Source organism: Micromonospora sp. NPDC049836 (assembly GCF_044465125.1).
GTDB lineage: Bacteria > Actinomycetota > Actinomycetes > Mycobacteriales > Micromonosporaceae > Micromonospora.
The window spans coordinates 666,737-687,013 of sequence record NZ_JBITLH010000002.1; the positions used below are offsets into that span (position 1 = coordinate 666,737).

General features: G+C 72.6%; 16 protein-coding genes. 7 read left to right on the forward strand and 9 right to left on the reverse strand.

Annotated features, from left to right (window positions below; all coding sequences use genetic code 11):
* Positions 1–13: 13 nt before the first annotated feature.
* Positions 14–607 carry a hypothetical protein gene (locus ACIBPB_RS06880; RefSeq protein WP_396838617.1) on the reverse strand — a complete coding sequence of 198 codons (594 nt, stop codon included), beginning with the start codon at positions 605–607 and terminating at the stop codon, positions 14–16.
* Entirely contained in the window at positions 592–1,419 is an 828-nt protein-coding gene (locus ACIBPB_RS06885) for an AAA family ATPase (protein WP_396838618.1), read from the reverse strand. Before ACIBPB_RS06885 ends, ACIBPB_RS06880 begins: the two co-directional genes overlap by 16 nt.
* A gap of 788 nt (positions 1,420–2,207) precedes the next feature.
* Between ACIBPB_RS06885 and ACIBPB_RS06890 the strand changes: the two genes are divergently transcribed.
* From ACIBPB_RS06890 to ACIBPB_RS06905, 4 genes are all read left to right on the forward strand, one after another.
* Positions 2,208–3,290, forward strand: coding sequence for a cellulose binding domain-containing protein (locus tag ACIBPB_RS06890; protein ID WP_396838619.1), 1,083 nt, complete (start codon positions 2,208–2,210; stop codon positions 3,288–3,290).
* A gap of 317 nt (positions 3,291–3,607) precedes the next feature.
* Entirely contained in the window at positions 3,608–6,955 is a 3,348-nt protein-coding gene (locus tag ACIBPB_RS06895) for a GH92 family glycosyl hydrolase (protein WP_396838620.1), read from the forward strand.
* A gap of 221 nt (positions 6,956–7,176) precedes the next feature.
* Positions 7,177–8,325: a fructose-bisphosphatase class II gene (locus ACIBPB_RS06900; protein WP_396838621.1), complete on the forward strand. Its 1,149-nt coding sequence runs from the start codon at positions 7,177–7,179 to the stop codon at positions 8,323–8,325.
* A 66-nt stretch (positions 8,326–8,391) separates the two neighbouring features.
* Positions 8,392–9,786 carry a hypothetical protein gene (locus ACIBPB_RS06905; protein ID WP_396838622.1) on the forward strand — a complete coding sequence of 465 codons (1,395 nt, stop codon included), beginning with the start codon at positions 8,392–8,394 and terminating at the stop codon, positions 9,784–9,786.
* Here the strand turns inward: ACIBPB_RS06905 and ACIBPB_RS06910 are convergent.
* Positions 9,766–10,884 carry an N-acetylglucosamine kinase gene (locus ACIBPB_RS06910; RefSeq protein ID WP_396838623.1) on the reverse strand — a complete coding sequence of 373 codons (1,119 nt, stop codon included), beginning with the start codon at positions 10,882–10,884 and terminating at the stop codon, positions 9,766–9,768. The genes ACIBPB_RS06905 and ACIBPB_RS06910 overlap by 21 nt on opposite strands.
* 69 nt (positions 10,885–10,953) lie before the next feature.
* Between ACIBPB_RS06910 and ACIBPB_RS06915 the strand changes: the two genes are divergently transcribed.
* Together ACIBPB_RS06915 and ACIBPB_RS06920 are read left to right on the forward strand one after the other, a co-directional pair.
* Positions 10,954–11,505: an NUDIX hydrolase gene (locus ACIBPB_RS06915; RefSeq protein ID WP_396838835.1), complete on the forward strand. Its 552-nt coding sequence runs from the start codon at positions 10,954–10,956 to the stop codon at positions 11,503–11,505.
* 86 nt (positions 11,506–11,591) lie between these two features.
* The gene (locus ACIBPB_RS06920; protein ID WP_396838624.1) at positions 11,592–12,440 is read left to right on the forward strand and encodes an LLM class flavin-dependent oxidoreductase; all 849 of its coding nucleotides are present in this window, start codon (positions 11,592–11,594) and stop codon (positions 12,438–12,440) included.
* A 12-nt stretch (positions 12,441–12,452) separates the two neighbouring features.
* Here ACIBPB_RS06920 and ACIBPB_RS06925 read toward each other — a convergent pair whose 3' ends face one another.
* The 6 genes from ACIBPB_RS06925 to ACIBPB_RS06950 all read right to left on the reverse strand — a co-directional run bounded on the left by ACIBPB_RS06925 (position 12,453) and on the right by ACIBPB_RS06950 (position 19,274).
* Positions 12,453–13,571, reverse strand: a complete 1,119-nt coding sequence (locus ACIBPB_RS06925) for a DegT/DnrJ/EryC1/StrS family aminotransferase (protein ID WP_396838625.1) — start codon at positions 13,569–13,571, stop codon at positions 12,453–12,455.
* Positions 13,568–14,512 carry a GDP-mannose 4,6-dehydratase gene (locus ACIBPB_RS06930; protein WP_396838626.1) on the reverse strand — a complete coding sequence of 315 codons (945 nt, stop codon included), beginning with the start codon at positions 14,510–14,512 and terminating at the stop codon, positions 13,568–13,570. Before ACIBPB_RS06930 ends, ACIBPB_RS06925 begins: the two co-directional genes overlap by 4 nt.
* Before the next feature lie 137 nt (positions 14,513–14,649).
* Entirely contained in the window at positions 14,650–15,987 is a 1,338-nt protein-coding gene (locus ACIBPB_RS06935; RefSeq protein WP_396838627.1) for a multicopper oxidase domain-containing protein, read from the reverse strand.
* 4 nt (positions 15,988–15,991) lie between these two features.
* Positions 15,992–17,437 carry a hypothetical protein gene (locus ACIBPB_RS06940; RefSeq protein ID WP_396838628.1) on the reverse strand — a complete coding sequence of 482 codons (1,446 nt, stop codon included), beginning with the start codon at positions 17,435–17,437 and terminating at the stop codon, positions 15,992–15,994.
* The gene (locus tag ACIBPB_RS06945) at positions 17,434–18,543 is read right to left on the reverse strand and encodes a hypothetical protein (protein WP_396838629.1); all 1,110 of its coding nucleotides are present in this window, start codon (positions 18,541–18,543) and stop codon (positions 17,434–17,436) included. Before ACIBPB_RS06945 ends, ACIBPB_RS06940 begins: the two co-directional genes overlap by 4 nt.
* Entirely contained in the window at positions 18,540–19,274 is a 735-nt protein-coding gene (locus tag ACIBPB_RS06950) for a helix-turn-helix transcriptional regulator (protein ID WP_396838837.1), read from the reverse strand. The genes ACIBPB_RS06945 and ACIBPB_RS06950 overlap by 4 nt, the downstream gene beginning before the upstream one ends.
* A 58-nt stretch (positions 19,275–19,332) precedes the next feature.
* On the opposite strand from ACIBPB_RS06950, the gene ACIBPB_RS06955 reads away from it, so the two are divergent.
* Positions 19,333–20,133, forward strand: coding sequence for a DUF2249 domain-containing protein (locus ACIBPB_RS06955; RefSeq protein WP_396838631.1), 801 nt, complete (start codon positions 19,333–19,335; stop codon positions 20,131–20,133).
* Positions 20,134–20,277 lie beyond the last annotated feature (144 nt).

The window sequence follows — 20,277 nt, forward strand, 5'->3', positions numbered from 1 at the left end:
ACCGGCAGGCGGCTCAGTCCAGGCGTTTGTGGCCGAATACCACCGTGAGTTCGCTGAGCTGTCGTGGGCTGAACTCGATCACCGTCCCGTTCCGGATCTCGCGCAGCCTGGCTGTCTCGTCTTCTGCGAGGTCCTTGGTCCCGAACTCCTTGTCGAAAGCGTCGCCCATCCCATGGCGAGGGGTGTAGACCACCTGCCTTCGGACAACCGGCAGTCTCGCGCAGGTGGCCTCGATATACGCGTTGAGGTGGCCAAGTATCGCCGAGACCTGGCTCGTCAACTCCCGACCAGCGTCGATCTCGAAGGTGTTCGTCTCGTGCGGGCTGAGCAGAACGGCCGCGTACCGCTCCCAGTCGATCTTGAGCCGGAGGTAGCCCACTTCCGTGTCGCCGCCCGGCTCTTCCGGTTCGCCGTGCAGGACAACCTCGAAACCGGCCAGAAGCCGCTTGACGATCCCCTGCTCGATGATCACGAGGTTCCGCTCAGGAAGGCCGACCGAGCCGGCGAGCCTCCGCGCCACGCCGCCCAGCAACTGCACGCGCGTCTTGGTGGCCACCTCCGCGCTGACACGGGCGCGGACGCCTCCCGCGCTCATCGGCGTCTCCACCGGTAGTCCCCAGGCCGACCATCCGGACCATCCCGTTCTCTCAGCACCGCGACCAGCTCGTCCACCGTGATCGTCGAGGTGGAGTTGAACTCCTCGCGGATGGCCACTGGATTGATGAATCCCGCAGCTTCAGCGGCCGCCATCGCCCGCCGACCGATGCAGAAGTTCAGCGCGGCGGAGAAGGCCGAGATGGGTAGGTCTGAGAACGCCCGGGCAAGCTTCATCGCCTGCTTGAAGTCCAAGGACGGCACGGCGCTGGCGAGAGCGGAATGAACCATGATGGCCCGTTCCTGCTCGGTGGGCCGCCAGGTGAAGACGTCGACCCGGCCTGGCCGCAGGAGCGGGCCGTGGACGACGGACATGTCGTTGCCCGTGATGATGAGCGGAATCCGCCGGGTCGTGTCCATCCGGCACAGCGCGACATCATCCGCAAGATTCATCAAGAACCCGGACAGGAGTTGCGAGTTCACTGTGTAGAAGCTGCTTTCCCGCCGGCCGGCAGGGCTCAGGTCGAAGTCCTCCAGGAGAAGCACCGGCAGGGCTTCGGGGAAGGTCTCGGCGCTCTCCGCGGCTCGGGAGTAGTAGTCCTTGAATCTCGACACCGACTCCGACTCGTACGTGCCGCTCAGCTCGGTGGAGGAGAACCGCATGACCGCGAAGTTGCTGCTCCGCAACGTCTCATACGCCTGGAAGGACTTCCCGTCACCCGGATGCCCCTGGATCAGCAGGATGAGCGGGTAGTTGCTGCTGCACGAGGCGGAGACGGCATGGGTGAGCACACGGCGCTTGAACCGCTCTGGTATGGCGGTCATTGACCGTCCTCTCCGGGGTGCTCGCGAACCGTCAGCCGGTCGTCCTCAGTGGCTTCCAGCGCCGCCTCGGCGAGGAACCGCGCCAGCCGGTCCGAGTCCGTCAGCCCGTCATACCGCGCGTCTCGGGCCGGTTCGGGGACCGGCTCGGGGACCGGCTCGGGTTGAGAGGTCCCGTCCTGCTCAGCGGAGCCCACGCCAGGCGCCGGAACGCTCGTTGCCCCCGCCGGCTCAGCTGGACGGACATCGCCCCCGCCGCCGGTCCGGCCGTCATCGACGTTCGCGGCGCCGTGATCCGTCCCGGGCGCAGACGGCGTCACCAGCGGTGGCGGAGGCTTTTCCCAGTCGTCGGGTGGAGTGTTGGCGCGATGTGCTCGGACACCCCGCTGGATGAACGCTGCGATGACGGTTGCGACAGCTCCAATGAGAGCAACAACGAGAGCCACGACGGTGGTTTTGTCCATGCCCCTGCCCGAAGCGGTCCGCTGCCGGAATTTCGGCCTTGGTGGCAAGGTAGATCCATCCGTGTCCGGCTGGCACCGGCCGGACAGTCACCTGTCGCTCGTACTATGCGGCGGGTTGTCAGCCCTCTATCGACTGCTCGCTAGGCGAGGTTGTCGCTCGGTATCACGGTCGCCTCCAACCGCAGCCCGGCGCCGGCGAGGGCCGCGCCGTCCACCTTCGCCACCGCCGCCAGGAGGTGGGGTGCTAGCCGGCGTGCTGAGCGCCGGCGGGCGGCCATACATCGATAGCCTTGATTCCATGCGGCGTAGCTGCTACCGTCCGTCGCCATGACGGTGTCGAGACGGGTGGCTCTGGCCGGAGTGGCCGTCAGCGCGACGGTGCTCGCGGTGCTGGCCCCGGTACTGGCCGGTAGCGCGGCAACCGTTCCCTGGTCGGCGGGCGGATGCAGCGCTACGGCACACATCGACTCGGCGTGGGGCAGCGGGACGACCGGCGGCGAGATCGTCACCGTCACCGTCGTCAACACGTCGGCGACGGCCGCCACGACCTGGACGGTGAGCTGGACGCTCGGGAGCGGGCAGCGAATCGTGTCGGCGTGGGGCGCGACGGCCTCCACCTCGGGCAGCACGGCGACCGCGGTCAACGCGGGGTACAACGGGGCGCTGGGGCCGGGCGCCTCGACGACGTTCGGCATGCAGCTCGCGGGCACCGGTCCGGCGCCGGTGCTCAGCTGCGGCAACGACGCCGCGCCGCCGGCATCCGGTTCGCCGAGCGTGACGCCGCCGGCCGGTGCCGACCTGACGATCACCACGGCCGACAACGGGACCACCGTCACCGTCTTCGCCGGGCAGGCACTCGGCGTCGTGCTGCCCGCCGACTACCGGCCGCCCACCGTTTCCGGCGTGGCGCTGGCGCAGCAGTCCAGCACCGGCGGGTACCCGACCGGGCAGCCGGTTTCCGCGTTGTACCGCGCGGTCGCGCCCGGCGACTCGGACCTGAGCTCGCAGACCGACAACGCGTGTCACCACACCACGCCGCCGTGCGGCGCACCGGTGGCGCTGTGGCTGGTGCACGTCAAGGTCCTCCCGGCCCCGAGCGGCACCGGGCAGACCGTCACCGTCACGCAGATCGACAACGCGCGCACCGTCGCCCTGCGCGTCGGCGACACCCTCGAGGTGAGCCTGCCGAGCATGTACCGGCCGCCCACCGTCGCACCGAGCGGCCCCCTGGTCCGCAGCGACCTCACCGGCGGCTACCCGACCGGCCAACCGCTGCTCGTCCGCTACGTCGCCGTCGCGGCCGGCCAGGCCGACGTGTCGACGATCAGCGACGGGGACTGCCTTCACCTGCCGACACCGTGCCCGTCGCCGCAGGTGAAGTGGGTCGTCCACGTGACGGTCACGGCCTGACCGCTCGTCGCACCGGGCCCGGCCGAGGGTAGCCAACCTGTCACCGGGCGAGGGCTGCGTGGTGCGGAGGTGGCGCGACCGTGCGCGGCGCCGCGTCCGCTCGCTGCCCGAAAATGCCACGGCCGTTTCTGCTACGAGATTTTCGATAAAAGCCCACTGCCGCTCGGGCCAGGATTCCGCATTGATGATGATTCGTATTCATCGGCGGCAACGGGTCAGCGGGGCACGAATCTTGCGGGTACGGTCTCGTCATTCGTCGCTCCCTGGAGCGGCCGTGGCGGGGAAAGGCGCGCGCTATGAGACGACTGAGGACAGGCTTGCTCGCCGCGACACTGGTCGCTGCCACCGCCGTCATCTATTCGCCGTCCGAGCCGGCCCACGCCGCGGTTTCGCTGGTCTCCGATCCGGCGGCACTGGTCAATCCCCTGATCGGCACGCGATCATCGGCGGGGAAGGACGCCGGCAACACCTCGCCCGGACCGAGCCTGCCGTTCGGCATGCTGCAATGGGCGCCGGACACCGCGCCACGGGCGCCCGGCGGAGGCTACGACCACGCCGCGACCGCCACCTCCGGTTTCAGCGTCAACCGGATGAGCGGGGCGGGTTGTTTCGCCTACAGCAATCTGCCCTTTCTGCCCGTCACCGGCGCACTTCCCACCGACAAGGACAACGCCACGGTCGGCTTCTCGCACACCGGTGAGTCGGCGTCGGCGGGCTATTACTCGGTGAACCTGGCGAACAACGTCCGCACCGAGTTGACCACGTCGGTCCGCTCGGCGCTCGGCCGGTTCACCTTCCCGGCCGGCCCGGCCGCCTCCTTGCTGGTCAAGGCCAGCGCCGGGGCCGCCGCGTCGAGCGCGAGCGTGACGGTCGCCAGCTCGACGGAGATCACCGGATCGGTGGCCGACGGCAGGTTCTGCACGAAGGACAACCACTACACGGTGTACTTCGCGGTGAGTTTCGACCGGGCGTTCACCAGCAGCCAGAAGTGGGCGCCGAGGCCGTTCGTCACCGGCGACGGTGGAATCGCGCTGACGTTCCCGACCGGCTCCGTCGTCCAGGCGAAGGTGGGCATCTCCTACGTCAGCGTGGCGAACGCACGAGCGAACCGTGACACCCTCGGCGGCTGGGATTTCGCCGCGTGCCAGGCGGCGGCGCGGAGCGCCTGGAACCAACTGCTGGGCCGGGTGCGGATCGGCGGCGGCACCACCGACGAGCAGAAGACCTTCTACACCGCGTTGTACCACTCGCTGCTGCACCCGAACGTGTTCAGCGACGCGAACCGCCAGTACCGGGGCTTCGACGGGCAGGTCCGCACGCTGCCGACCGGCCAGGACGACCAGTACGCCAACTTCTCCGGCTGGGACGTGTACCGGTCCCAGGTGCAACTCGTCGCGTTGCTGGCGCCGAAGCGGGCCAGCGATCTGGTGCGGTCCATGTTGAACGACTACGACCAGAGCGGGCGGCTGCCGAAGTGGTCCGTGGCCAACGACGAGTCGTACATGATGGTCGGTGACCCGGCCGTGCCGGCCATCGCCTCCATGTACGCCTTCGGGGCGCGCGAATTCGACACGGGCAAGGCGCTCACCGCGATGATCGCGCAGTCCGAGCGGCCCGGCAACGCCCGGCCCGGCACCGTCTACCTGGACGACCCCGGCTACCTGCCGGACGACGGAGGGTACGGCTGCTGCAACCACAACGCCACCACCGCGACGTCCCTGGAGTACCACAGCGCCGACTTCGCCCTCGCGGCCTTCGCCAAGCAGGTGGGTGACACCGCGACGCACGCCCGGTTCGCGTCCCGGGCGCAGGGCTGGCGGTACCTGCTGAACCCCGCCAGCGGCTTCGTCCAGCCCCGCCGCCAGTCGGGCGAGTGGCGGCCCGGCTTCGACCCCACGGACCCCTCCTACGACGACTGGGCCGAGGGCAACTCCTGGCGGTACACCCTCATGGTGCCGTTCAACGTGCGGGGCCTGTCCGCGGCCAAGGGCGGCAGCGCGGCACTGAACCAGTACCTGGACACCCACTTCGTCACGCTGAACGACACCCTCGGCTCCGGGGCCTGGATGGGCAACGAGCCGAGCTTCGGCGCGCCCTGGTTGTACGCCTACACCGGCCAGCCCCACAAGACCCAGCAGGTGGTCCGGCGAGTCCAGACTCAGCTGTTCCGCAACACCCCCGACGGCCTGCCCGGCAACGACGACCTCGGCTCGATGTCGTCGTGGTACGTGTGGTCGGCCCTCGGCATGTACCCGGCCGTGCCCGGCGCCGCCGATCTCGTCCTGGGCAGCCCGCTGTTCCCGCAGGCCGTGCTGACGCTGCCCGGGGGTGCGACGTTGACGATCAACGCGCCCGCCGCGCAGGCGTCGGCCCCGTTCGTCCAGTCGATGCAGTACAACGGCACCACCTGGAACAGGGCCTACCTGCCGACGACGGCACTGGCCGCCGGGGGCACCCTCGACGTCGCCCTCGGCACCACCGCGAACCCGACCTGGGCTGCGGACGCGGCCGCCGCGCCGCCCTCCTACGACACCAATGCGGTCGCCGCGGCGGACAACGCCGGCAGCAGCGCCGACGGTGCCCCGGGCGGAAGCAACTACGACCAGTGGACGTCGAGCTACTCCGCCGAGGCGCTCGCCGCCGCGGGCGTCGTGCCGGGCAGCCGGTTGGTCCGGGACGGCGTCACCTACACCTGGCCGAACGTCAAACCCGGCCAGTCGGACAACGTCATCGCCCAGGGCCAACGGCTCACGCTGCACAGCCCGCCCGGGGCCACCACGATCGGGGTGCTCGGCAGCGCCGAAGGAAACGTCGACGGCGCCGCCGGCACCGCGACGATCCACTTCGCGGACGGCACGAGCCAACAGGTGCTCCTCGGCTTCAGCGACTGGACCCTGGCCGCGGGCCAGGTGAGCGTCCGGCCGGGCACCACCGTCGCGGCCACCATGCCGTACCGCAACCAGGCCCTGGCCGGCGGCAAGGAGGCCATCACCACCTACCTCTACTCGGCGTCGTTCGCCGTCAGCCCGGCGAAGACCGTCGTCGGGATGACGCTGCCGGCCACTGCTCCGGGCCGGCTGCACGTGTTCGACGTCGGCTTCGGCGGCCACCGGAACAACGCGGGCATCAGCGACGACGCGTACCCGGGCGGCGCCGACGTCGACGGCGCGACCTACAGCTACTCCCGTCAGGCCCTCACCGCCGCCGGGCTGAGCGCCGGCGCCACCGTCACCCGTAACGGGGTGACCTACGTCTGGCCCAACCTCGCCGCCGGGAGGCGCGACAACTACCGCGCGGACGGTCAGCGGCTGGCCGTGACCCCGGTGGCCGGAGCCACGAAGATCGGGTTTCTCGGCGCCGCCACCGGCTGGCCCGACGGAACGGCCGGCCAGGCGACCATCAGCTACACCGACGGGACCTCGCAACAGGTCACCCTCGGCTTCAGTGACTGGACCCTCGGCGGCGGCACCCGCACCGTCGGGCACGGCAACACCGTGGCGGTGCAGACCTCCTACCGCAACAGCGCCCGCTACGGCCGGCAGACCCTCACCACGTACGTCTTCGCCAGCACCTTTCCGCTCAGCGCCGGCAAGACGGTGGCCGCGGTGACGCTGCCCAGCAACACGCTGGGACAGCAGCACGTCTTCGCGGTCGGCACCGGCTGAGCCGGCGCCGGGCCTCGCCCGGTGGAGGTCGGATCACACGCCTGCTCCACCCGGGTTCGTCCTGACAGCGCCGGGCGATGATCCGGTCGGTCTATCGCCAGACTGTTCTGGCCGTGTCACCGTGGGTCAACGACGGGACAGCGACGGCTTTCCCTTTCTCCGAGTCGATTGCCACGCCGTGCGCGAAGGCCGTTTCGCATCCGGACGACGAGAGGACGCCGATGGTCGAAGCCAACCAGGACCTGCATGAGGTGATCCGACCGCTGGATGAGCGGATCGTCGAGGTGCGGGCGAGGGTGCTGCGCGAGTCGGCGGAGGGCGGGCCCCCGGCTCCGGTAACCGAACGGTCCGCGCTGATCGCGGCGATGTCCGCGGCGGCGCTGGCGGCGGCCAATGCCGATGCGGCCCAGGTTCCCGTCGCACTCGGCAAGACCAGGGTCGACGGGGCGGCGACGGCGGCCGCCGAGGCCGTCTTCCGGCGATCCGCGCTGCAGATCCGGGTGACCGCCGGCGAAGGGGAGCGTGACGGCAGCCCCGGTGCCAGCAGCGGGCAGACCCTGGGCCGGCAGGCGGGTGCCGACGGCGCCGTCGACGGGGTCTTCGACTACGTCGACGGCACCACGCTGGCGGTGCTGGGTGAGCCGGGTGCGCTCGCGTTGGGTGGCCTGGGCAGCGGCCTGCGGTCGGTGCCCGACCTCTCCGCGTACGCCGTACTCGCGCCGCACCTGATCCTGCCCGAGCTGGACGTGCTGACCACGCCGGAGGCGCACGCGCTGCCGATCCTCCGGCGGATCGCCGACGCGGCCGGGAAGCCGCTCGACACGTTGACCGTCTTCACCCACTCGATCGCCGAGAAGCCGCTGCACCGCACGCTCGTGGACCTCATGCGGCCCGCCGTGGGTCGGGTGATCGTGCCGCCGCTGGTGACGATCGAGCCGCCGTACCTCCTCAGCCTCGCCGGTCTCGCCGAACCGCGAATCGACGCCATGATCGGCAGTATCGGACTGTCCGAGTTGGCCTTCGCCGCACTCCTGCTCGACCTCGTCGCGCCCGAGCACGGTTTCGTCTTCCGGGTCGCCTCGATGGCAGGGCCGCGACGACACCCGGCGTCGGTGACGCTCGACCCCCTCTTCGCCTTCAACGCGGAGGAGGAGCAGCAGTTCGCGGCACACGGGTGGCGTACGGACCGGCAGTACACCAGCGCCGACCTCGTTCCCGCGGGTAGCGCCCGGCTGGCGGCGATCTTCGCCGTGACGGACGAGCCGATGCTGAGACTTACCGGAGCGAGCCAGCCGAGCGGCGGCCGCACCCAGGGACTGCTCCTGGAGCCGGGCGGGCAGGTGACACGGATCGACGTCCACTACCGCTGACCGCCCGGACGATCAGGCCCCCTCGGCGATCCCCCGCCGCCGCGTCGCCATCGAAGGTAGGTACCAGTGAGCTACGACACGACCATCCTCGCCTCGCCGAATGACGTGCCGGCGCCCCCGACCACCGACCGGCTCTCGATCAGTGGCTGCACGGTCATCTGCTACCACGCCCACCGCCTGGCATCCCCGACACACCTGGCGGCGGCATTTGAGCGCGGCGCCCTCCAGGCGATCGACGACGACAGGTCGTACGCGAGCAAGCTGCGACCGGGGGCGGGCCTGGAGTATTCCAACCTCATCGATGCGGGACCGATCCCGGCCGCGCTGGCCCGCATCGTGCACAGCAGCCACGCGTCGCGATTGCAACAGTCCGTGCTGTGGCTCGGCGAGGAGTACGTGGTGTCGGCCATTCCGATCCTGTTGTCCATGCCGCGTCCCGAGCGTGTCGGGGTGGAGCTGAACGCGCCGCTCACGGTGGACCGCCTGTTGGGGTTCCTGTCCCTGCTCGCCGATCCGGGGGTCGCCGGGACGCTCAGGCAGCAGTCCGCGGCGGCCATCGTGGCGCAGATCGGCATCAGCGCCGACGAGATCGAGCGCAGTTGGTCGGTTCCCGGGTCGTTCGCGATCCAGATCTGGAACCTCGACGGCACCCAGGGACGGGAGACCACCAGCCTGTACGAGGGCATCCGCGAGTCGGCGGAGTACGCGTGGGAGATCTCCGCGATCCTGTCCTACAGCTCCGACCACTTCAATGAGGACGGACTGTGGTTGCGCCGGAGCCGACAGCAGATCTACGGGCTGGTTCGATCCGGCTTCGGCTTCTTCGACGACCACATGGTCTTCGTCAACGCCGACTGTTGCCTGGAGATGGCCCATCTGCCGGCCTGGCTGCGGGACCGCTCCGACTTCCGGTTGCGGCAGTACGGGTACGACTCCTCCTCGATCTTCGTCTGGTGCAGTGGGGTGCTGCGGGCCGCGATCGCCGAGGACCTCAGCGAACGCTACCGGGATGCGCTCGGCGAACTCACCACCCGTCAGGACGTCACGGCCGGCGAGCAGGTCGACATGATCCGTCTGCACATCCGGCACACCCGGCTGTTGGACCGGATCGTCAACTTCCGGGAGCAACTCGTTGAGGCCCGCAACCGGGCGCTGGACGAGCAGATCATCAGCAACCGGTCCAGCAATCGCGCCTTGAACGCACTGACCAGGCACATGGACAAGTACGGGGCGCTGGCGGTCAGCCTGCACCGCGTCCACGAGGAGCGCGAACGCTCGCGCCGGGACTCGCTCATCGCCGTGCTCGCGGTCGTCCTCGCCGTCGTCCAGATTCCCAGCTTCGTGGAGCAGATAGGAGACTGGGCGGACGAGCACGCCTGGGGCCGACTGGGCGTTTCCGGCGTGCTCATCGTCGCACCGCTGGTCCTGGTGTGGCTGGCGCTAAGGCGCGCCACGCGGTGAGGCGTCCGGTGCGGATCCCAGCAGCACCACCGGTCCGGCCCGACGCAGTCGCCCGAGGTCGTCGCGGTGCCGCAGCACCAGCTCGCCGAGGCGTCGCACCGCAGGTGCCAACGCGCTGTCGTCGTGGGTGACGATCTGCGCCTCCGCCAGCTCGGCGGCGAGCCGGGTCAGCAGGCGCTCCCGGAAGGCGTTGTCGGTGCTGGCCAACGAGCCGGAAAGGATCAGCGTCGGCCGCGCGCCGTCGGCACCGACGGCGCGCAGCACGGTACGGACCCCGACAAGCACCTCGCCTACGGCGCTGTCGACGAGAGCGGTCGCCACCGGATCCCCGCGCGCGGCGACGGCGAGAACGCTACGCGCAAACGACGCCACCGTGGGCCGGGCCGGTGTTTGATAAACCTTGCGGAACAGGTCCTCGCGCAGCGAACCGGATGGCGACCTGCCGCACCAGTCCCCGGCCGACGCGGTCAGCGCCGTCGCCGGGCCGCGTCCGTCCAGCGCTTGGGCCACCGCCCGCAGCCCCTGCAGGCCGAGGTCGAACCCACCGCCCTCGTCGGTCAGCAGATAGTCCAGTCCGCTGGCCACCGCGAACCGGTCGGTGCCGTGACGGGCCAGGTACTCCGTGCCGGTCCCGACGATCACGGCGACGGTCAGCGTCGCCTCGACGCTGAAGAGCAGCGGCAGGATGTCCCCCGTGACCGCGACCGGAGCCGCGACGCCGGCCTGCCGCAGCGCGCCGTCGAGGAGGTGAGCGAACTCGTACGCCGCCTCCGTGGTCGAGGCGGCGCCGTGCGACGCCACCGCGAACATCACGGCGTCCGGCCGGGTGTTGGCGGCCGCGAGCGCCGCGGCGACGAGGTCGTGGAGGGTGCGTGCCGCCTGCGCCGGGCCGACGCTACGCGGGTTGGTGCTGTCTCCATCGGCTCGACCGGGACCCGGGCCAGTCACCACCACCGTGGTGCGGCTGCCACCACCCTCGATGATGATCCAACAGTCCGCGTCGGCGTTTCCCGGCTGCAGGATCGCCCCCATCGCCGAATAATATCCCGATGCGCAGCGTGCTCCTGACTCGGTTTCCGGACGACGCGCCGGCACCACCGGTCGCGCCGGGCCGGAAGGGAACGGGTCAGCGGCCGTTCCGGCTCAGGATCGACGGCTGAGGTGGCCATGGACAGCGGACCGGACAGCCGTCTTTCCGTACCGTGGCAGGAGATCCGCCGCCGCACGGCCTACGAGCGCTTCGGCCGGGCCATCGTCGAGGTGGACTACCGCCTCCCCTCCGGCCGGGAGGAGACCTTCAGCATCCGCACCGAGCGAGACACCGTTGCCGTGCTCGCCCTCACTCCCACGAACGAGGTGATCCTCACCCGACAATTCCGGCCCGGACCGGGACGGTTCGTCTACGAGTTGCCCGGCGGCTACCTGGAAGACGGTGAGGATCCTTCCGACGCCGGCGCGCGCGAACTGTTGGAGGAGACGGGCTACGCGGGCCGGGTGGAAATCGTCGGGCAGTGCTACGGCGACTCGTACTGCGCGGCCCGCAAATACTGCGGGGTCGCGCGCGACTGCCGCCCGGAGCGCGCGCAGCAGTTGGACGCGGAGGAATTCGTCGACGTCGTACTCGTGCCACCGGTCCGGTTCCGTGAGCTACTGCGGGTCGGCGAGACCATCGACGTCGACCTGGCTTATCTGGCCCTCGACGCGCTGGCCATGCTGTAGCGTTTCTTGCCGGCCACCGGTAAACGACCGGTACGCGAGGAGGACACATGCCGCCCAGTGGCAGGCCGCCGCGGGCACTCGGTGTCATGTTCGACCGTTCCCACCGGCCGACGGCACTCCCCGACTTCGTACGCACCCTCGACGCGATGCGGGTCGACGATCTGTGGCTGGTCGAGGACATCGGCTGGGCCGGCTCCGTTGCGCTCACCGCGACGGCACTGGCCGTCAGCTCCCGGTTGCGGGTCGGCATGGGCATCTGCCCCGTTCCGCTCCGCAATCCTGTCGTGCACGCCATGGAGCTCGCCGCGCTCGCCGAGCTGTACCCCGATCGCCTGGTGGCCGGGCTCGGACACGGCACGGCGGCTCGCCTGCGCCGCATCACCCGCCCGGCCCGGAGCCGGCTCACGCTGCTCGACGCCACGTTCACCGCCGTACGAGGGCTGCTCGCCGGCGAACACGTCACGCTCACCACCGAGACCATCGCGCTGACCGATGCCTGCCTGGAACACGTGCCTCCGGTGCCGCCTCCGCTGTACGCCGGAGTCGTCGGGCCGCGTTCCCTCGCCCTGTCCGGGCGGATCGCCGACGGCACGATCCTCGCCGAGGGCACCACACCGGAGATCCTCGGCCGTGACCTGGCGCACGTCAGGGCCGGCGGAGCGGGTGGCCCGCACGAGATCGTCGTCTACCTTCACCTGCTCGTACACCCCGACCCGGATCATGTCGCCGCGGTGGCCGCGCCGATCGTGAGCAAGTTCGCCGACCTGCACCGGGCCGCGCCCAGCCCGGCGATGGTCGCCGCGGGGACACCGGAAGCAGCGGCACAGCGCATCGCGGCGCTGTGGGAGGCCGGCGCCGACACCGTCGTTCTCCGCCCCGTCGGCGACGACCACCTCGGCCAGGTGTGCCAGGTCCTCGACGCGCTCGGGCGCTGAGCACCCGCCGTTCTAATACCTGAGGTCGGGGCCGACGACCGGGTCGCCGGACGCGGCCGGCCGCAGCACCGCCCGCACGACCCGGTCGATCTCCTCATCGGTCAGGTCCGCGGAGGTGGGCAACCAGGCGCACGACCGGGAGACCGCTGCCGCGACCGGCCACGGCCGGGGTGCCCGGTCGCGATACAACGCCAGCTCCGGCAGGGCCGGCCAGATGCCCCGGACATCGACACCGGCGACCCGACCCAACCGCACCAGCCGCTCCCGGGTGGCCGGATCAGTCGCCACGGTGTGCAGCCAGCACGACGCCCGCACCCCCGGCCGTACCGGCCGGCCACCGAACCCGAGTCCGTCGGCGTGGGCGGTGTACCGCTCACCGACCCGACGGCGGGCCGCCACCAGTTCCTCCCAGCGTTCCACCTGGGCCAGCCCGAGCGCGGCGGTCAGGTTCGTCATGCGCCCGTTGCGGCCGGCGACCTCGTGGACGTAGGGCCGCTGCGGGGTCATCCCGTGATGAGCCAGCAGGCGCACCCGGGCCGCAAGCTCGGCGTCGTCGGTGGCAACGCAGCCACCCTCGCCGGAGGTGACGGCCTTGTTCACATGGAAGCTGAACACCGACGCGAGGCCGAAGCTGCCCGCCGGGGCGTCACCGACCGCGGCACCGTGCGCCTGCGCCGCGTCCTCGATCACCGGCAGGCCCAGCCGCGCCAGCGCCGCGTAGTCGCACGGATGGCCCAGCACGTCGACGGCGATCACCGCTCGGGTGTGCGCCGTGATCAGCTCCCCCGCCGCCGCCGGGTCAAGTGTCCAGTCGGCCGGCGAGACGTCACACAGCACCGGCGTCGCGCCGACGGTCAGCACGGCCGCCGCCGGCGCCGCGAAGGTGAGCGCGGGCACGATCACCTCGTCCCCAGGGCCGATGCCCAGGGCCGCGAGCGTCAACTCCAGGGCGGTCGTACCGCTGGACACCGCGACGACGTGCGACCGCCACAGCCGCTCGGCGAGGGCCGCCTCGAACCGCTCCACGTACGGCCCGGTGCCGGACACCCAGCCGGAGGCCAGCGCATCCTGGACGTACGCCTGCTCACGCGGCCCGAGGCTCGGACGGGACAGCGGAACCAGGGTGGTCACTTCCGCACGTCCAGCTGCAGCGCCTTCGCGCCGCCGGATTGGCCTTCGTCGCCGGTCGCCGCCGTCATGGCGAGCACGTCGGAAAGCGTGCGGGTCAGCGGCCGGCGCGCCTGCCAGCCGATCTCACGGTTGATGCGGGTCGGGTCGCCGACCAGTGACCTGGCGTCGATCCGGCGTTGCAGCGCCGGGTCGGGAAGGACGCTCAACTCCGTGCCGGCCAGCGCGCACAGCTGGCGCGCGAGATCGGCGATAGTGGTTCCGACGCCGGTACAGATGTTGTACGTACCGCCCGGGGCGCCCAGCTGCGCGATCCGGGTGAGGGCGACCACCGCATCGCGCACGTCGACGAAGTCACGCTCCGCGTCCCAGTTACCGATGGTGATGCTGGACAGGCCGGCGGCCCGCGCACCGAGGATCCGCCGGGACAGCGCGGGCACCACGTAGGACGAATGCTGCCCGGGTCCGATGACGTTCGTCGGTCGGACGACCAGCACGGGCATTCCGTAGGCAGCCGAATAGTGCCGCGCGAGCGTCTCGGCCATGGCCTTGCTCGTCCCATACGGTGAGAGCGACTGCACCGGCCGGGACTCGTCGACCGGGCCGTCGAGGGCCGCGCCGTCGTAGACACTGGCCGTGCTCATCACCAGCACCCGCGCGGTCGGCGCCGCCAGCCGCGTCGCCTCGAGCACGGCGGCCGTGCCCAGCACGTTGGTGGACCAGGTCTCGGACGGTCGGGCCCACGACTCGGTCACGCTGGCGACCGCCGCCAGGTGGTAGACGGTATCCGGGCGCACCCGGGCAATGATCGAGCGCAGCCCCTCGGTGTCCCGGACATCGCAGTCGACCAGGTCAATCGGTGTGACGTCGGCCCCGAGCTGGTCGAGGAGGCGGCAGAGGTGCGTGCCGATGAACCCGGAAGCTCCCGTCACGAGCACCTTCATCGACGCCCATCCCCGCTGCTCGTGCTGACCGTGCGATCGAGCATAGCGATCTATACGGACCGGGACGAGTCTGTCGCTGTGCCGGATGGACAGAGCCGCTCGACGCCCGGTCTGCGTACCGGACCGGGCGGTGTCGCCTACCGGACGTCGAACACGCCGCGGGCGCCGCGCTCGGCGTCGACCATCGCGTGGTTGACGAAGGGGTAGTGCCCGGCAGCGGGGAACGTCAGCTCGACGAACCCCCCGGCCGCCGGGCCGAGCTGGAGCACCTGCGCGCCGCCCGGTTCGGTCGCCCGGTTCTCCCAGTGCCCCTCCCGGTAGACAGTGTCGAACTGGGCGCCGACGACGTGGAACGAGGTGTCCCGGTTGGGTCCGGCGTCGAGCAGCCAGACGCGGACCCGCTCCCCGGGGCGGGCGGTCAACGGGCGGTGGTCGTACTGGGCGGCGTAGCCGTTGAAGACCACCGCGTCGGGGCGCTCCGCCTGCATCTTGGCCAGGTCACCGGGCTGGCCGTCCGGCCCGAGGTAGAGCTCCGACTGGACCAGCACGTACTCCCGGTCCACCCGGGGCAGGTCGGGCGGGTCGATGATCACGGTGCCGTACATGCCGTTGCCGATGTGGTGCAGCATCGGCATGGTCGAGCAGTGGTACATCCAGATGCCGGCCCGGGTGGCGGTGAAGCGGTAGGTCAGCCGCTGCCCGGGGTCGATCGGGCGCATCACCTCGTCCGGGGCGACCGCGCCGGCGTGGAAGTCGATGCCGTGGTCCAGCGTGCCGTCGTTGACCAGGGTGATCTCGAACGTGTCGCCGACCCGGCCGCGCAGCACCGGGCCCGGCACGGTGCCGTCGAAGGTCCAGAGCCGCTGGCGTACGCCCGGGGCGACCTCGCGCACCACCTCCCGTACGTGCAGTTCCCGACGGTGCAGCCGGCCCGGCGGGGTGGGCGGCGCGACGGCGTCCCGGGCGGTGAAGGCCGGCCCGGGGTCGGCCAGCACGTCGAGGCTCGGCTGCGGCGCCACCGACCCGGACGGGGCCTGCGGCGCGGCCGCGCCGGTCGGGACGATCCGCAGGGTCATGCCCGCCTGCCGGTGTCCCGGCAGCGAGCACCAGCCCTCGGTCGGGCCACCGATGATGCCCGCGTCGAGGCGGGCCGACCCGCCCTGGCCCAGCAGGGCCGTGCGGGCGCCGTTCTCCAGGACCAGGTCGTGCCGGCGGTGGTCCCGGTTGCGGAACTCGACCACCAGGCGGTCGCCCGGCGGCACCTCGATCCGGGCCGGGTGGAAGCGCATGCCCTCGGCCACCACCTCGACGGTGGTGGTGTGCCCGGTCGGGGTGACCGCGGTGGCGGCGCCGGTCGCGGACGGGCCGGCCGTCATCCGCTGCGCGGCCACGCCGACCAGCACGGCGACCAGGACGAGGGCGAGGCCGGTGGCCACGCCGCCGAGCGGGCGGGCCGGGGTGGGCGTGCTGGTCACGGGGTCATCTCCGGGCGGTGAGCAGGACCCGGGCGGCCGGTACCAGGAACTGCACCAGCGCGGCGAGGATCAGCAGGGACGTGGTGATGCGGACGTACGGCGGGCTGGGCAGCACGAAGACCACCAGCGCGGCGTTGGTCATGGCCACCCGCTGCGGACCGTGCCGGTCCAGCAGCGCGGCACGGGCCCGGACGGCAGCCGGTCCACCGCCGAGGACCACCGGCAGCAGGTACGTCAGCGCGCCGACCAGCACCTGCCCGACGAAGCCCACCAGCAGCGGGACCAGCACCCGGCCGAAGCGGTCGGCGGCGGCGCCGGGCTCGGCGGCGGCCAGCAGGGTGACCGCGTCGACGGCCAGGGCGACCAGGAGCCAGCCGGCCGCCGCGCTCAGCGACCAGGTGGCGAAGGCGTACGGCGGGCGCGCCCGCGCGACGGCCAGCGCGGGCCGCAACGCCACCAGGACGCCGAGCACGAACAGGCCCAGTCCGACCGCGGCGACGGCTCGCCACCAGGCGAGCAGCCCCAGGCCGAGCAGGACCAGCCCGACCGAGGCCAGCGGAAGGGCGACGGCGGCGAGCCGGGCCGCCCCGTCGGCCATCCGGGTGCGCAGCATGGTCGGCCAGAGGGTGAGCAACGTGCCCAGCACGGTCAGGGTGACCCAGCCGAGCAGGTTGACGTGCGCGTGGAACAGCAGCAGCCGGGGCCGGTGGGCGTCGCCGGCCACGAGCATGCCGGCGCCCACCGGTACCCCCGCGAGCAGCGCCAGGCTGGCGGCCAGGTAGTAGTGGACGGTCACCCGGAACCGGGCCGGCAGGGCGCGGCGCAGCCGCCGTGCGAGCCACGCCAGGTGGGCGGCCACCGCGGCGAAGACGAGGGCCGCGCCACCGACCCCGATCCAGGGCCGGTCGGCCGTCCCGCCGACGAGGACGGCGCACACCCCGAGGTTCAGCCCGGCCAGGCGTACCGCCTCCGACCGGCGCCGCTGTGGCACCGGGGCGCGCAGCACCGCGGCGGTGAAGTGCGCGGACCAGACGAGGATGGCGTTGGTGACCGCGCCGAGCAGCAGCAGGTGGATGGCCAGCCAGCGCCAGGACGGCAGGAACGGATGGACGAGGCCCAGCACGACGAGCCCGCCCAGGTAGGCGACGGGCAGCAGGCCGGCCCGGCGGTGCCAGCCGGCCCGGCCGGTGCCCGCCGTCGGCCCGGTGCCCGCCGCCGGACCGGTACTCGCCGCCGGAGCGATCGGCAGGGGCGACGGGACGGCGGCGGTGGATGCGGCCGGGCCGGCGCCGGCGGCGGCCGTGGGACCGGCCGTCGGGGCGGGGCCGGCCAGCGGGGTGCGACCGGCCGCCCGGGTGTGATCGGCCGCCGGGGCGCGACCGGCTGCCGGGGTGTGATCGGCCGTCGACGCGGGGTCGACCCGCGCGGCGGCGGCTCGGGGGCGGCTCATGCGCGCACCGCCGGTACGGGCGCGGCGGTCGGCCGCCGCCGGACGCCGGTCAGGGTGGCGGCCGACGCGCAGCCCAGGAAGGTGAGGACGGCCAGGACGTTGACCACGCCCGCCCAGCGCCAGACCGGTTCCACGGCCAGCCCGTCGCCGAGCGCGAGCCGGGCCAGCAGGCTGCCGTGCAGCAGGGCGAGCGGCACGTAGAACCAGGGCCGGTAGGGCAGCGGGCGGCGGAGCACCGCGGGCAGGATCACCGGGGCGTGCACGAAGATCATCGACATGGCGAAGCCGAGGAAGGTGGCGTGCAGGGTGGCGTCGTAGCGGGGGCCGGCGGTGACCGGGCCGGCACCGGCCCAGAGCAGGCCGGCGACCGCGAGCCAGGCGTACCCGGTGAGCAGGCCGACCGCGACGAAGCGGGGCAGGCCGCGCCCGCGTACGGTGCGGCGGGCGACGTCGTACGCCGCCAGCCAGCCGACCACGGCGAGCAGGCCCAGGCCGAACAGGTGCGCCCCGGCGTCCGGCCACAGGGCGGTGGCGGTGACCCCGGCGGTGAGCGCGCCGAGCGCGGCCAGGAACCAGCGGACCCCGTGCGGCGGCAGCGCGAGGTGGGCCAGTTCGAGGCGCTCGCCGGCGATGGTGGCGACCACGAAGGTGGCCAGCCACGGCACGATCTCCGGCACGGCGGCGCCGGCCAGCCAGAGCAGGGTGGCGGCGTACCAGGCGAACGCGCCCAGCCCCTGCGCCAGCAGGGACGGGCCGGGCTGCCGGCGCCAGAGCCGCCGGTAGACCAGCAGGAGCAGCACGGCGGCGAGCATCAGCAGCAGCCGGGCGGCCAGGCTCGGCCCGGTGAGCAGCAGGGCCACCGCACCGGCGCCCGAGCACGCCGGGGCGGACAGGGCCCACCGGGCGCCCAGCGCCACCGCCCGTTCCAGGGCGATCAGCGTGCCGACGAAGCCGAGCACCATCAGCGGGCCGTGCACCTGCGCCAGCGACGCCCGCGGGGTGGGCAGCGGCAGGCCGAGCAGCAGCAGCGCGGCGTACAGGCCGCTGAGCAGGGCGAGGCCGCCGGCCGCGAGGAGCGGGAGCCGCGGCCCCGTCCGGGCGGTCATCGGGGGGTCGGGGCGACGGCGGGCCGGTGGCGGCGCCGGGCCGGCCCGGGCTCCGGCAGGGCCAGGCGCACCACGCAGGCGTCGGGCGCGCCGAACGGCTCGACCACGGCGCCGGCCGGCGGTGCCCCGGCGTGCTCCAGGGCACCCCGGACCACGCCGACGTGCAGGTTGCAGATCGCGTCGGGGTTGCGCTTGACCAGTTCCAGGAAGGGACAGGTGTGCAGGTGGATCTCGGTCCGGCCGTCGCCGGTGTGGTGCAGCCGGGGGCTGAAGCCCAGGCCGCGCAGCACCTCGAAGAGCGTGTCGAGCGGGTCCGCGCCGGGCGGGGTGGCGGCGGCCAGGTGGCGGCCCCAGTCCTGGCCGGCCCGGGTGGCCTCGGCGCGGACGTCCCCGCCGGTGCGCCGGGACAGGTGGTCCAGCAGGGCGGCGGCCAGGGCCCGGTACGGCGCCGGCGCGGGGGCCTCGTTCCCGGCGGCGAGCCGGTAGCGCCACGCCGGCCGGCCGGGTTGCCCCCCGCTGGCCCGAGCCTTGACCAGCAGACCGGCGCCGACCAGTCGGTCGAGGTGGGCGCGGGCGGTGGACGGGTGCAGCCCGGTCCGCTCCCCCACCTCGGCGATGGTCACGCCGCCCTCGGCCGCCCGGACGATGCCCATGATCGAGACCCGGCTCTCGGTGCCCAGTGCGCGGTGCCGGTGTGAGTCGATCGTCTCCCCGACCGGCCCTGTTCTCAGGGTTTCCACGGTAGATAACGTTACAACGTCGTTCGACGTCAAAACCACGGGAGTCACCATGTCCCACGCACGCTCCACCGCCGACCGCGCCGCCGCCCGGGCGGTTGTCGGCCACCACGGCCAGCTCGCCGCCGCGCTCGACCGGTACGTCCAGGACCTGCTGACGGCGGCGGTCCAGGGCGACACCGGCCGGGCCGACCAGGTCCGCGACGACCTGACCGGCTGGCTGCGCGACGAGTTGCTGCCGCACGCGCACGCCGAGGAGACCGCCCTCTACCCGGTGGCCGCGGCCCGGCCGGAGGCGACCCTGCTGATCCGCGGCATGCAGGCCGAACACCAGGCCATCACCGACCTCGTGGTCGCGCTCGAGGCGGCCGAGGAGCCGGTCCGGGCGGCCGCCACCGCGCAGGCCCTCGCCGGTGTCCTCGCCGCCCACCTGATCAAGGAGAACGAGCTGGTGGTGCCGCTGCTGGTGGACGCGGCGGACGTGTCGCTGGCGGCGCTGCTGGACGGCATGCACGACCTGCTCGGCTCCGCCGAGTCGTCGGCCGGCGGGTGCGGCGGGACCTGCGGGTGCGGCGGGGACCGGGGGGCGGCGGACGCCCCGGCCCCGACGCTGACCATCGACCCCCGGCTCGACGTCCGGACGCTGCCGCACGACCGGCGGCACGCCACCGTGCTCGCGGCGCTGGACGCGCTGCCGGACGGCGGGGCGCTGGTCCTGGTCGCGCCGCACGCGCCCCGGCCGCTGCTGGCCGAGATCGAATCGCGCTACCGGGGTGGCATGGCCACCGAGTGGCTCCAGGACGGACCGGAGACCTGGCAGATCCGACTGTCCCGCCAGCCGGCCGCCGTCTGAGCCGCCTGCCGCCGCCGGGACGGCCGGGTCAGGGCCCGCCGTCCCGGCCCGTCGGGCCGTTCGGCCCTGTCCGCCGCGATTAGCGGCGAGCAGCCTGGGCAGGGACCGGGACGGCGTACGGCCACCCGGAGGGGGAGGCGATGT